This window comes from uncultured Campylobacter sp., from assembly GCF_938002845.1.
In the GTDB taxonomy this organism is placed as follows: domain Bacteria; phylum Campylobacterota; class Campylobacteria; order Campylobacterales; family Campylobacteraceae; genus Campylobacter_B.
The window spans coordinates 1-13851 of record NZ_CALKZP010000022.1 but is presented as its reverse complement, the minus strand read 5'-3'; the positions used below and the strand labels follow the sequence as shown (position 1 = coordinate 13851).

At 44.6% G+C, this 13851-nt stretch carries 11 protein-coding genes, 1 other RNA gene and 1 pseudogene; 10 read left to right on the top strand and 3 right to left on the bottom strand.

Annotated elements, in window-relative coordinates; all coding sequences use genetic code 11:
* Nucleotides 1-4: 4 nt before the first annotated feature.
* The 4 genes from truD (at nucleotide 5) to Q0224_RS03160 (ending at nucleotide 3310) form a co-directional block, all read left to right on the top strand.
* Nucleotides 5-1117, top strand: a complete 1113-nt coding sequence (gene truD / locus Q0224_RS03175) for a tRNA pseudouridine(13) synthase TruD (protein ID WP_297949032.1) — start codon at nucleotides 5-7, stop codon at nucleotides 1115-1117.
* A 461-nt stretch (nucleotides 1118-1578) separates the two neighbouring features.
* Nucleotides 1579-1895: RNase P RNA component class A (gene rnpB / locus Q0224_RS03170), an RNA gene on the top strand.
* 37 nt (nucleotides 1896-1932) lie between these two features.
* Entirely contained in the window at nucleotides 1933-2205 is a 273-nt protein-coding gene (locus tag Q0224_RS03165; protein WP_297949031.1) for a hypothetical protein, read from the top strand.
* Between the two features lie 862 nt (nucleotides 2206-3067).
* A complete protein-coding gene (locus Q0224_RS03160) occupies nucleotides 3068-3310 on the top strand; it encodes a hypothetical protein (RefSeq protein ID WP_297949030.1) in 243 nt (80 codons plus the stop codon).
* Nucleotides 3311-4160: 850 nt separating this feature from the next.
* On the opposite strand, the gene Q0224_RS03155 is transcribed toward Q0224_RS03160, so the two are convergent.
* The 3 genes from Q0224_RS03155 to rsmH all read right to left on the bottom strand — a co-directional run bounded on the left by Q0224_RS03155 (nucleotide 4161) and on the right by rsmH (nucleotide 8067).
* Entirely contained in the window at nucleotides 4161-5231 is a 1071-nt protein-coding gene (locus Q0224_RS03155; protein WP_297949028.1) for a DNA recombination protein RmuC, read from the bottom strand.
* The gene (locus tag Q0224_RS10955; protein ID WP_366939500.1) at nucleotides 5221-6030 is read right to left on the bottom strand and encodes a hypothetical protein; all 810 of its coding nucleotides are present in this window, start codon (nucleotides 6028-6030) and stop codon (nucleotides 5221-5223) included. Before Q0224_RS10955 ends, Q0224_RS03155 begins: the two co-directional genes overlap by 11 nt.
* Before the next feature lie 1101 nt (nucleotides 6031-7131).
* Complete coding sequence (rsmH, locus tag Q0224_RS03145) at nucleotides 7132-8067, bottom strand: 16S rRNA (cytosine(1402)-N(4))-methyltransferase RsmH (RefSeq protein WP_297949026.1); 936 nt, start codon at nucleotides 8065-8067, stop codon at nucleotides 7132-7134.
* Between the two features lie 64 nt (nucleotides 8068-8131).
* Here rsmH and Q0224_RS03140 point away from each other — a divergent pair, with 64 nt between their 5' ends.
* The 6 genes and pseudogenes from Q0224_RS03140 to Q0224_RS03115 all read left to right on the top strand — a co-directional run.
* Complete coding sequence (locus tag Q0224_RS03140; protein ID WP_297949025.1) at nucleotides 8132-8692, top strand: class II aldolase and adducin N-terminal domain-containing protein; 561 nt, start codon at nucleotides 8132-8134, stop codon at nucleotides 8690-8692.
* Between the two features lie 132 nt (nucleotides 8693-8824).
* Entirely contained in the window at nucleotides 8825-10282 is a 1458-nt protein-coding gene (locus Q0224_RS03135; protein WP_297949020.1) for a peptidylprolyl isomerase, read from the top strand.
* A complete protein-coding gene (gene ftsA, locus Q0224_RS03130) occupies nucleotides 10275-11642 on the top strand; it encodes a cell division protein FtsA (protein WP_177389106.1) in 1368 nt (455 codons plus the stop codon). The genes Q0224_RS03135 and ftsA overlap by 8 nt, the downstream gene beginning before the upstream one ends.
* 22 nt (nucleotides 11643-11664) lie before the next feature.
* Nucleotides 11665-12825: a cell division protein FtsZ gene (ftsZ, locus tag Q0224_RS03125; protein ID WP_040303139.1), complete on the top strand. Its 1161-nt coding sequence runs from the start codon at nucleotides 11665-11667 to the stop codon at nucleotides 12823-12825.
* Entirely contained in the window at nucleotides 12826-13338 is a 513-nt protein-coding gene (locus Q0224_RS03120) for a pyridoxamine 5'-phosphate oxidase family protein (RefSeq protein ID WP_297949019.1), read from the top strand.
* 139 nt (nucleotides 13339-13477) lie between these two features.
* Nucleotides 13478-13603, top strand: a pseudogene (locus Q0224_RS03115) (methionine ABC transporter permease); the annotation flags it as partial.
* Nucleotides 13604-13851: the final 248 nt, after the last annotated feature.

The window sequence follows — 13851 nt, the reverse complement described above, 5'->3', positions numbered from 1 at the left end:
GGCTATGAAAAATTTATACACCTTAAATCACGCGCCGATAAATGCGCATTTTAGTAAAAACTCCAGCGATTTCGTCGTGCGCGAAGTGCCGCTTTACGAGCCTAGCAATGAGGGCGAGCACTGCATTTTGCTGCTGCAAAAAAAGGGCATCAGCACGCACGAGGCGTTGCGGATTTTAAGCGAACACACGGGCGCTAAGATGCGCGAGTTCGGCTACGCGGGGCTTAAGGACAAGCAGGGTCTTACGACACAGCACGTTAGTATGCTCGCTAAATTTGAACCCGCGCTGGGCGGATTTTCGCACGAAAGCCTTAAAATTTTAAGCGTGCAAAGGCACAAAAACAAGCTTAAAATCGGCCATCTTAAGGGCAACGACTTTTTCATCCGCCTAAAAAAGGTCCTACCGCCCGACGCCGTCAAGCTAGCAGCCGCGCTAGATACGCTAGGGCGCGAGGGCTTTGCGAACTATTTCGGCTATCAGCGCTTCGGTAAGTTCGGCGACAACGCAGCGCAGGGCGAGGAGGTGCTGCGCGGACAGAGGCGGCTTAAAAACCCCAAAATGCGTGACTTTCTAATCAGCGCCTATCAGAGCGAGCTTTTCAACCGCTGGCTCAGCAAGCGGGTCGAAATTTCAAAATTTGCGGCTGAATTTAACCTTGGCGAGTTTGCTAAAATTTACGAACTAAGCAAAGATGAGGCACGCGAGATCGCGGCTCAGCCGCAGTTTTTTAAGCTGCTAAGGGGCGAGATTTTAGGACATTTTCCGCACGGCGCGTTTTTTAGCTGCGACGATCTGGGCGCTGAGTGCGAGCGGTTTTCGAGGCGAGAAATCACGAGCGCAGGCCTTATCGTGGGGCGAGCAAAGCTGCGAGCTAGCGGGCTTGGCGGCAGATTTGAAGATGAAATTTTCGCGCCTGCCCGCGAGTTTGAGGCGCAGATGAACGGCTCGCGCAGGTTTGCGTGGAGCTTTATGGAGCGCGTACAGCACGCCTACGATGCGCAAAATGCGCATTTTAGCTTCAGTTTTTACCTGCCGAAAGGCTCTTACGCGACGGTCGTTTTGGAAGAAATTTTGCACCGAGATATATTCGAGGGCGCCGCGACGGACGAGGATTGAGCCGAACCGAGCCGCGAAGTAGGGCTCATGCCGCGCCAAACGGTGCCGTAGGGTAGGGTTCACGCCGCACTTGCGCTACGTCACGCCGCATCGCACCGCGCTGCATAATAGGGCTCGCGCCACGCCACGCCCCACGTCAAATCGCGCCGCGCCGCGCAGAATTTTGCGAAATATTAAAACCGACTGCGTGGGTTTAAATTTATGCGGCGATGAAATTTTATGAAATTTCGTAAAATTTTATCGCAGGAAGCGCGACGTTTTGTCTAAGTCATAGAATTTCAAATTTAAAATTTTATTCGGCTCGGTCGCAGATAAAATTTTATTTCGCGACGATCTGTTTCGCCGCACTGAAATTTCGCAGCGGCGCAGATCACGTACCGAAATCCCGCGCTCACGCAAAAATTCCACCCCTTAAATTCCACGAGTCCTGAAATTTAAGCCAAAAAAGCTATAATTGCGCTCGGGTGTGGCGTGCGGTCGCTCCGCAAGGAGAGGAAAGTCCGAGCTGCGATAAGACAAGGTTGCGTCTAACGGACGCCGGGGGCAACCCTAGGGAAAGTACAACAGAAAGCAAACCGCCGCGCAAGCGGTAAGGGTGAAAGGGCGGGGTAAGAGCCCACCGCGCGCGTGGAGACACGGGCGGCAATGCAAACCCAACCTGCAGCAAGAACGGGTGGTTTCGTCTTATATTCGAACCGTTCGCTTGAACCGATTTGCAAAAATCGGTCTAGATAAATGACCGCTGTAACGGAACTCGGCTTATAACCACACCTATTTTTACGCCGAATTTATTTACTTGGAATAAGGAAAAAATTTTGAAAAGCTTAATTTTATGCGGCGCGCTTTGCGCCGTCGTTTTAGGGCTCGGAGGCTGCGCGGGCTCCGATAAATCTATAATCTTGCAAGGCGACGCTCACGATCGCGCCTGTGCAGAGGTTTATGAGCGCTACAAAGAGCTCGAAGCGGAGCTTTTAGCGGTCGAGGATCGATACGCAAACCCAAGCGTTGCGAACGATTATATACAGACTTACGACGAGTACGAGCGCACCATCGCCTACTACAATGAAAATTGCGCGACCGATAAATAAACTTGCGCGGATTGAGCGTGATTTAGTATAAACATGACTGCGGCGCAGCGGTGCAAAGCGCTCAAAATTTTATAAAATCTCTAAAAACTATTGAAAATTTTGCGCGAAGCAAAAAAGCATCTAAAATTTATTACGCACGTTTGGATCTAGCTATGCAAAGTCGCGGTGTGAAGCATAGCGTGGTGCCTATTCATGCCCGCATTTAGTTTGGCGCGTCAAGGTTGCAGTAAATCGTATGACGACACCACATACTCGCGCTGCATTGGTTAAGGGGCATGCAATTTATTAATTGGATCGGCGCGAAGCCTTGAAGTTGCAAAGTCGCACTAAAAATTCCGTCACGTGGAGTTGGCTGTTATGTCCGTTTATGTGTCTGCCAAAGCCTCGCAGCCTCAATATAAATATATATTTCATCGAGTGGATTTGAATTGGCGCCTAGGCGCTTGGATCGATCGTAAAATCAAGCCTTTAAAATTCTATTGCTCGGTTTTGACCTGCTACGCGATTTTCGCGGCATATAAAGGCGGTAAAACGAGATCGTTAGGGTAGCTTTAAGGTGCAGTGCGATTTTTTTGCTTGCGCATGCGGTTTTAAGGCGCTTGGTAATTTCAGTTTACTCGCAGAATTTTAAGATACGCGGTTTTTTGAGACTATAGCAGCGAGATTTTTTGGGTTTTTAGCGCGAAGGTTTTCGGTGGGTTTGCGGTGCTATGGCTTTAATCTTTGTCGAGAAATCTTAGAATTTTATTATTTCGCAAGAGAATTTTGTGTGTTTTGGCGCCGCGTCGAACTTAAAATTTCATCTTGCCGCCGCGTAAGATTGCGCGCCTAATCTTTCTGTTTTTTAAATACGGCGTATGTTTTGAGATTCGCGTCCGTTTTTGAAATTTTACTCCGAATAAACGCCGAATTGCCCGGCGATAATTTTAGAAAGCCGTGCAAGCCTGCAATGCAAAAGCTAAAGCCTTATGATAGGCAAGAGTTTAAGGCCTTTGCCGATAATTTAGCTGCTCAAAATGCTACGACTTTAAAATTTCGCGAGTTAAATTTAAAATTTACGCCACTTGCTGCGGCTGATAAAATTTCGCGAGCTAAATTGCGTTGAAATTTTACGAACGGTGACAAAAAATATTCGGCGTAGAATTTTATTTGGCTTGTTTATACGGAGCAAGGGTTTGAGTTTGCAAGTAGCCGCGGTTTTTGCTTTCGCTCGCACTTACCATCCAAAGCACCACCGCGTATTAGCGCGATGTTGATCTTGGCTACGATTTAATGCGCGAGGTTCCTGTGTCGCCGTAAAATACAAATTTATGAGCTTTCGGGACTGTGGATTAATTTTGCGCGCTTGCAAATAGTTTTTTGAAATTTTGTCAAAATATGAAATTATATCCGCGCAATGCCCATAAATTTCTTAGCGTCAAACGGCTAATCCTGCTCGCAGCGCTGCTGTTTGAAATTCATAGTGGCCTGTAAGCCGCTTTTTAAAGTTTTGCCAAAATACGAAATTTCGCTCATGAATCATGAATTCTGCCTCTGAAATGTAGAATTTTGCCTGCAACCGCAAATTACGTACGCAATAATGTGGCGTCAAATTTTGTTTTGGTATAGCAGCGCCGAATTTCTGGGGGCGGAAAGCGTAGCGATTGATCTTGCCACATCGTGATGAGGGTGTGCGTTTAATACTTGGGCGGATTGAATTAGCTCGTGCGTCCATGAAATTTAGTTAATCAAATTTTATGCGCGTCAGACAGCCTTTGAATTCTGCTCGCTCGCGTAACAAATCCATTAAGCTGAGTTTTAAATTCTATCTATCTACCCCAAATGGGAATTTTATTTGCAAAATAGGCGAGGTGCAAATTTAATTTGAATGCCACTCGTCTGCCTGCAAAATTCCGCCGCGTTACGGCGTGCTAAGGCCGCTCGAAGCGCCGTGTTGTACGCTACGTTTGCCCACCTTACAGCTCGCTAAAACGCTCAAAGCGGGCTTTTAGAGATTTTGCATTTTTATTTAAAAGCTCCGCTTGTGCGGCGAGCTTATCTGCGTATGTTTGAAGCGCCGTCGCATACTTAGCATGCGTCTCAAAGTCCGATTTTAGCGCGTAAATTTCATCTTTTACCGATTTTATATTTTGCGCGAGCGCCTCGTCTTTTACGAAGGTGCGGATCGTGCCTAAAAGCGCCAGCAGCGTCGTGGGCGATGCCGCAAAAATGCCGATTTGCGCGCAGTATTCAAGTACCTGCGGCAGCTTCTCGCAGACATAGACGAAAACCGCCTCACTGGGCACAAATAGCACCGCAAACTCCGTGCTAAGAGGCGGTATTATGTATTTCTCCGCGATATCTGCGGCGTGCTTTTTCATATCGGCAGCTAGCTGTTTATCCGCACTAGCAAGCGCTGCGGCGTCGTTTGAGGCGGAGGCGGCGATGATCTTTTCATAGCTTTGAAGTGGGAATTTTGAGTCGATGCAAAGAATTTTTTCTTTTGCGATATGTAGCGCGCAGTCTGCGACCTTGCCGTTTGGTAGGTGCTTTTGCAGCTCGTAAAACTCGGCGTTTTGCCCGTAAATCATCGATAAAATTCTCTCTAATCGGTACTCGCCGAAGTTGCCACGCAGCTTGACGTTGCCTAAAATCGCGTTTAGCCTTGCAATTTCATCACGCACTTGAAGCGAAGTTTTATTTTGCTCGCTCATTCGCGCTAAATTTTCCGCTATGTCCTTAAAGCCGCGATCCAGCGAGCTTAAATTCTCGCTAAGCGCGCTATTTTGGCGCTGCAAACCCTCGCCTAGGGATCTATTAAGATAATAGAGCTTATCGTTAAAGCCGTCGTTTAGGCTTTGATTTAGCTTAAAAAGCTCGGCACTTGCTCTTGCACTTTGAGCTGTGAGCCTTTCGTTTAAAAGCTCGCTAAGCGTGGAGTTTGCATCGCTTATGCGGCGGTTTTGTAGCACGAGCGCGATCAGCAGGGCAAGCACTAGCGCAGCAAAAAATGCAAACGCCGCGAGCAAAATCCCATCAGCGCCCATTTTCTTGCACGCTTTGCGGATCTAAAATTTCATTTTTGTAGCGCAGATATTCGATGTCGTTGTTAAGCGCGCGATTTTCCTCAAGCAAAACCTCGTGTTTAGTGCGAAGCGCGGCGATGTCGCGGCTGATGTAATAAATTTCGTTGCGGATGTAAATCGCCGGCACCGTCAGCAAGAACGCAAATCCGATCAGCAGATAAACGACTAAAAGCTGATAAAGCGTGAGATTTTTCTCCTTTTTTTTCTCGGCATCGTAGTTGCGTAGTAGCTCGTCTTGTGCGCCAGCAAAACTGCCATAGCTGCGCCCTGCGGCAAGGCTTGCATAATCATGCGCGCCCAGATCTGCGTAATTTTGATTTTGTGTACCTGTAAAGCTTGCATCTGCAAACGCCGCGTAATCCGCCTTGCCGACAAAATTGGTACCTGCAAAATCGCCGTAGCTCGCTCCGCTGGAATTATCGCTGCCGCGAGTGGCTGAAATATTTGCGTCGTCGCGTCCTTTTAATTTGACTTTGTTGCTTTTATTAAATTTTGTTCCGCCGCTTTCGGAATTTAGATAGTTTTGGGTATTTGTAAAGCCTGAACTTTCGAATTCCAAGCCGGTAAAATCGTCGTAACCGCCCGCTGCGCCCGCGTAGTTTCGTTTTACGGAAAGATCCGCGGCAAGCTTATCCTCTAGCTCCTCATCCGTCAGATCCTCCATAGCTCGTCTTTTCGCAAGCTCTATACCCGCTAAATCAGATGTTCCTGCGAAGTCGTGCCCGTCATCGTCGTCGGCAAAATATTCATATTTGTTCATTTTAAATCTCCATAAATTTAAAACCACGATCTTATCTTTACTCGCCGCCAAAGCGCCTGCGTCAAGATGAATTCAGCTCGAAACCCGCAGCTCGCCTGCGCCCAGCAATGAGCCAGGTAAAATTTAAAAGCAAAGCTACGAGCAAAATTTTTCTTTGCAATTTTACCTCGGTAAATGGAATTTTATCTTAACTCGCAAAATTATATCTCGGCCAGCAAAAGCAAAATTTCACTTTAACGGGCTATTTTTGTTAATTTTGCTCGCTCTTTGCACCGGCGGCAGGCTCGTGGAATTTAGGTAAAGATCAATTCCGCCGTAACGAGCAGAATTATGCTGATTTTACCCATTTTATACGCTGCCGGCTTGCAAAATTTATATCAGCAGCAGAGTTATCTGCTGAGTCCCGCTGTCTAGTTTAAAATTTTTACGTTGATAGTTTTTGCATTTGCGGCGAAATTTCATTTACCTCACCCGCTATCTATCTGCAAAATTCTATCTTGGCAAGCGAAATTTTAATGTCTTCGCCTATTTGCACCGCCTACTTGGGAAATTCATTTTGACAGGTAAAAATCGAGCTCACTTTACCGAGATTGACTATTTATAAAATTTTGTCAAATAATCTGAAAAACCGCTTAAAATTTTTACTGCGTCTTCGATGCGCCTTAAAACGCTAAGCGAAAGATATCGCTTGCAAGATAAGCTCTATCATCTAAAATGTCAATGAAACTACTGCTCGCTTACAAAATTTCGTTAAAGCAAAGGACTTAGATTTGGCATTACGCCACTTGCTTTAGGCGCCAAATTTTAACTTTCGCTAGGTTCCGTATTATGCTACTACTTAGTTTTTAAAATATGCAGTAGTTAAATCTCATAAAATTATACGTTAAATTTAGCGTAAAATTCAACGTTAAATTTTTCGCTAAATTTTATAATTTAGCTATTAGGTACTCAAAATAGCACTGAAAAATATTATAAATTCTAAAGCGAATCTTTGAAAGCTGAATTTCAAAATTCCGTAAAATTTTAAAATTTAATGCCTGCAAAATCTGTAAATTTTACAAAATTTCGTCAAAATTTAAAATTCATAGCAATCAAAGGCGGTCATTTCAGTCGAAAAATTCTTAACTTTGCACTTGCGGCTCGAGAATTTTGCGCGAGTTCCTGCGCATCCGCCGTTATAGGGCTTTTGGTTAGGATTTTACCTAACGAATGCCCGCCGCCGCATTCGCAGCGCATAAATTCTCTAGGACAGACGCAATCGCGCTCCCACGCCTTAAATCGCTCCTTTACTATACGATCTTCAAGCGAATGAAACGAGATTATAGCGACAGTTGCATTAGTTAGAATTGAATCGCGCGATTTTTGTTCGATGAGATCAAGTAGGCGTTTTAGCTCGCCAAGCTCGTCGTTTACCTCGATGCGGATCGCCTGAAATGCTAGCGTAGCCGTGCTGATGCTGCGCCCTTTAACGGGCTTTATTCCGATTAAATTTGCCAAAGCTTTGGCGCTTGTTAGCGGTGCGTTAGCTCGTGCAGTAGCTATTTTAGCAGCGATTGCGTTAGCGTTTGTTAGCTCGCCATATTCGTGGAAAATGCGCGCCAGATCCGCTTGTGAGTAGCGGTTTACGACATACGCCGCATCTAGCGCTGCGCTCTCGTCCATTCGCATATCCAGCGCGTCGCTTTTAGTGGAGAAGCCACGACAGTTTTTATCTAGCTGAAGCGACGAAACGCCAATGTCGGCTAAGATCCCACGAACTGCGCGGAGCTTTTGCTCGGGCAGAATTTCTAAAATTTCGCTAAATTTTGCTTTGTGGATTTCTATGCGATCTTTAAATTTACCAAGCCGCTCGCGCGAAAATTCTATCGCTTCGGCATCTCTGTCGCAAGCGATGAGTTTAAGGTGCGGATTAGCGGTCAAAATGCCTTCGCTGTGCCCTCCGTAGCCTAGCGTGCAGTCGATAACATAGCCGTCTTCAAGCTGCGAAAATGCTGCGATCGTCTGCGAAAAAAGTACCGGAATATGTGGAGCTTGCACTTAAATTTATCCTTTTGAAATTTCTAATCCTATATAATAGCGAAATTTTTTACAAAGGCGAGAGATGGACGAGTATTATTATGAAATTTTACGCAAAATTTCGCTTTCGATGTTTAGAGATAGGCTTTTTGGAATCTTTCACGGCTCGATTTCAGCAAAAATTAAAGAAAATCAATTTTTGATCAACAAAAAAGACGCGATTTTCGATAGCCTGGATAGGGATGATTTTATAACGCTGTTTTCAAAAAAAGACTACCGCTGGCAGGATGCTAGCATCGATAGCGATATACATATAAATATCTACAAAAATATAAAAGAGGCAAAATTCGTAACCTACGCGACACCGCCGTATCTTGTCGCATATACGCTGGAGCATGATTTTATTTTGCCACGAGATTACTTTGGGGTAAGCAAATTTAAGCGCGTTGAAATTTACGATCCTAAGAACTACGACGATTGGCACGAGCGCGCGCCGTATGAAATTTGTAACTATATGATAAATGAAAATAGCGATATAATGGTGATCCGAGGCTATGGGGTTTTTGCCCATGCAAGGAGCGCGCAGCAAATGGCGAAAAAAATAGCGATTTTAGAAATGAGTTCGAAGCTACTTTTGCTAAGCTAAGATTAATGTATACCAAATCATTTACTAACGCGTTATAATTCGCCAAAAATGCCTATTTTTCAGCCTTTCATAAGGTTTTATCTGTATAATTACTAACAAAAAATTTCTTTAGTTAGCTATTTAAGGATTTAGATGATAGAATGGATGCAAAAGCATAAGAAGTCGCTTATACCGACGATCTGGATAAGCACGATAGCCTTCGTGGGCGCAGGCTTCGTCGGCTGGGGCGCATATGATATGAACGCTAACCGCGCAGGCTCAATCGCTAGAGTAGGGCAGATTTCAATAACGAATCAAGAATATAAGATAAAATCAACCGAGTTATACAATAGATTAAACGCTATGAGCGATGGGCAATTTACTCAAGAACAAGCCAAAAATATGCATCTAGATCAGATCGCAGTAGATCAGCTAATCGGCGAAGCGTATTTTCTAAATTTTGCTAAAGATTTAGGCATTCAGGCTAGTGATAAAGATGTGGCGGAATTTGTGCTAAACTCGCCGAATTTCCAAGAAAATGGCGCATTTAGTAAGGAACTTTACGATAATGTCGTAAGGAATTCAGGACTTACTAAAAAGGAATTTGAGCGCAATCTACAAAAGGTCCTAACTTTAGAAAAGCTCGGCAAAGCGCTAAAAATAACGCCTAACCCTAAGATCGTAGAAGCATTTGCAGCATCGCAGCTGATGCAGGATAAGGTTTCTGCAGAGATAATCTACGCCGATGCTAACGTCACTTTTAATGACGACGAGCTAAAGAAATTTTGGGAAGGCGAGAAATCACATTTTATGACCGAGAAAAAATATACTCTAGGAACATATTTTGTGGCGCCTAGCAATGCCGATGTGAATGAGACCGAACTAAGTAAATTTTATGAAGAACACAGAGGCGAATATAGAAGCCTGGATGATAAATTATTGGATTTTGCAGAAGCCAAACCTAACGTCTTAAAAGATTACCGAATGGATCAAGCTAAAAAAATCGCAAAAAAAGATTTTCCAGATATTAAAAAAGGCAAAATCGATACTAATGAAACCATAGTTGCTACGGCTAGCAATTTTCCAGTATCTGAGATCGAGGTGGCAAAGCCAGGAGATGTCATCAAGCCTTTCGAATACAAGGGCGGATATTTGATTGCTAAACTAAACGGTGTAGAACAGCCTAGGCAGATGAGCTTCGAAGAAGCTAAGTCTTTGGCTTCTAAAGAATTTGAAACAAAAAAACGTAAAGAGCTACTTGAAAAAAGAGCCCAAGATGCGCTTAAAAATTTCAAAGGCGAAGATTTCGGCACCTTATCTCTAAGTAGTAAAAACAATACCAAGCTAAGCGATGACGAATTTTATAAATTTCTTATTGATATGTTTAATAAGCCTGCCAAAGAAGGGATAGTGATGTTTGATAACAAAGCCGTAGTGTATAAAATTTCACAGCAGAGCCTAGGTAGCAGCGAAGAGATAGATAAAGAAAAAACGATCGTAGCCGATAGGATAACCACGTTATTAAATTCCAATCTGCAAGACGATCTAACCAAAATGCTAGAAAAGCGCTATAAAACCGAAAGATATTTTAAAGGTAAAGACAGTGAGTGAGTATATTTTAGGTCTAGATATAGGCTCAACTAAAATTCGCGCGATAATCGCTAAAAATGATGGCATTTTTACGGTCTTAGGCGTTGGCGGAGCCGATACTTTAGGTATCAAAAAGGGCGTCATAACAAACATAGAGCAGGCCGCGGGCTCAATAAAGCAGGCGGTGAAAGCAGCAGTAAAAGGCGCTGGTAGAAGCTATGATAAAGCCATTATATCGATCTCTGGCTCATATGCCAAAAGCGTCAAATCTCGCGGCGTCATAACTATGGAAAATGAGATCGGACTAGATGAAATAAAGCGTGCCATGCAGGTTGCCGAAGCGCAAGCAAACGTGCCTAGTGATAGCGTAATCTTGCATGTGCTTCCGTATGATTTTAGAGTCGATGAGCAGGAACACATCGAAGACCCCCTCGGTATGAGTGGCACGCGCCTAGAGGTATCCACACATATCGTCATCGCGCCGGAAAGCTCGATTAAGAATTTGAAAAAATCAGTCGAGATGGCAGGCGTAAAGGTCGATAACATCGTCCTTTCAGGCTACGCATCCTCCATATCTACGCTTAGCAAAGACGAAAAGGAGCTAGGTGTCGTACTGATCGATATGGGCGGCGCTACATGCGATATAGTCATCCACCTGGGAAATTCCTTACGTTATAACGATGTTGTGATGTTCGGCTCCAATAACGTTACTAACGATCTATCGCGCGCTCTGCACACGCCGCTTCCATATGCGGAAAATATAAAGATCACCTACAACGATCTAATTAATCAAGGCAATAGCGAAGTTGAATTGCCTGCTTTAGGCGATAGCGAATCGGAAAATCACATAATAAGCCTTGAGATCATCTCTCAAGTAATCCTTGCTCGCGTTAAAGAGACCTTCGATATGATAGCAGATAAGATCGAAAGAAGCGGCTATAAAGACCGCATAGGCGCAGGTATCGTGATCACCGGCGGCATGGCGAAGCTGGATGACGTGCGCGATCTAGCGGCGATAGTTTTTGATAACACTTCCGTTAGGGTTGCAAGAGCAAAAAGCGTAGGCGGTCTACACGAGATTGCTGATGATATTTCAAATTCTTGCGCACTAGGACTTTGCATGTATGGCTTCGGCGAATTTACCCCTTACGAGATGGACTCTAACGGCAAACTCCGCTACAAAGACGAAGTTATAAACAAGGCTCCGAAACGAAACGTGAACGAATATTATGAAAAAGAGGTCAGCAAGGCGATAGAAAAAGAGGGCATCAGAGCGGATAGCGGTGCGGCTAAGAAGGAGGATCTAAATATCCAACTTCCCAAAAAAGACGGACAGAATTTTTTCAATAAAATTTGGTCGTCTATGAAAAATTGGTTTTAAATTTTAAGCTAAGGAGATACTCGTGAAAGGATATAGTATGGAAGAAAGAAAGGGCATCTACGGTGCCAAGATGAAGGTTATCGGCGTCGGCGGCGGCGGATGCAACATGATAAATCATATGATCCGCGAAGGATTTACCAAAACCGACGTTGAGCTTATGGTGGCTAACACCGACGCGCAGGCGTTAGAAAAATCGATCGCAAATACTAGAATTTTACTAGGCGAAAACACCACCAAAGGCCTTGGCTGCGGTATGGATCCAGCGCTTGCTAAGATGGCTGCGGAGGAGAACTATGACGATCTTAAAGACCGCTTGGACTACTCCGACATCGTTTTCGTGGGCTCCGGTCTAGGTGGCGGTACTGGTACGGGCGCTGCGCCTATCGTTGCAAAAGCTGCGAAAGAGAAAAAAGCGCTAACTATCGGCGTCGTTACCACCCCTTTCGGTTTTGAGGGCAAAAAGCGCATGCGATTAGCACAAGAGGGTCTTGAAGAGCTTAAAAAAGAGTGCGATTCCATAATCGTTATCCCAAATCAAAATTTATTGAAGATCATCGATAAAAAAACCGGTCTAAAAGATGCCTTTAAAATCGTAGATAATGTCCTATTCCAAGCCGTAAACGGTATGATCTCCGTGATCTTAGAATCAGGCGATAGCGATATCAACGTCGATTATGCCGACGTCAAAAAGGTAATGACTCACCGCGGTTTGGCGCTTATGGGTATCGGCGTTAGCGAAGGTGATGGCGCGGCAGAAGAAGCGCTAAAAAGCGCGATCCAATCTCCGCTTTTGGATAATACCTCCATCCACGGCGCTATGGGCGTGTTAGTACATTTTAAGATGTCGCCTGATTGCTCCTTGCTTGAGATCGAATCTGCGATGAATATCATCGAAGATACCGTAGATAAGGATGCCGACGTTACCTGGGGCACCACCACCGATCCTAAGATGGAAAATAACCGCGTCGAGGTTACTCTCATCGCCACCGGCTTTGAAAGGAGCATCGAGGAAAAAAAGCAGGTCGCCAGCGATAACGTAGCGGATCGCAGGAAGGCGCTTTTAGAGAGCATGGGTCGAAATTCTATCTTTTCTAGACAAAAGGTAAGTAGCGGCGATTTTAACGGAGACGAGACCTACGACGAGCTCGACGAGCCCGCATTCCTACGCAACCAGATGGACTAAATGCGCAGACGAGATAGGCAGCTAAGCGAAGATGAGGCGTTAAAAATCATCGACGAGAGCGAATACGCTACGCTTAGCTGCATAGATGAGAGCGGCGAAATTTTTAGCGTGCCTATCTCGCCGGTGCGCGATGCAGACGTTATTTATATCCACGGCGCACCTGCCGGCACAAAGGCGAAACTCTTTCAAAACGGACGTGCGGTAACGGCGGTTTTTGTTAGCTACAACCGCGTTCCTACCCCAAGCGACGAAGAATACCGATCTATCGCAAATGACGCTGCCGCTTTAGGCTCTAGAGTTTATACGACGGAGTACCGCAGCGCGATCGCCGTTTGCGAAGCAAACGAAGTGTTAGATGACGAGCGTAAAATTTACGCTCTGCGGATACTTTGCAAAAAATACACCCCAAACTATATGTCGCGCGTGGAGTTCGCCTCTAAAGCATCCCTAAAACGCACGAAAGTATATGAGCTTAAAATAAAATCCGTAACCGCAAAGGCTAAAATTTTATAGAATTAAATTTAAGAAATCTAAATTTAAATTGCTTGATTTCTTAAAATTTCAAGTTTTAATGCTAGATAAATTTTAATTTTAAATTTCGTATCGCCAAATTACAAAGCTTCTTGTGGGTACTAGCATCGGTACCACCGCGGCGATCCGCTACGGCTTTCAGCGCTTCCGCCCCGATATAATGGCATACACCGTCGTGATCCTGATCGTACTTGTGCAGATAATCCAAAGCATAGGAAATTTATTCTATAAAATTACTAAAAAGTAAGGGCATATGGGCGGCGGAATTTTATGATGAAATTTTATATGCTTTACTTTTGCTGTGGAATTCTGCTCTCACTGTAGTATTTCATCTTTGCTTGAGATTCTGCGTTTGCTTGTGAGATTCTACTACTTGCTAGCGAGATTCGGCATTTACTCGCAAGGCTCCGCTTTCGCTCATGAGATTGCACCCTCGCCGTGAAATTTTGCTTATAAATTCTAAGACAAGCAGTTTTAAAATTTTATAATTTTAAG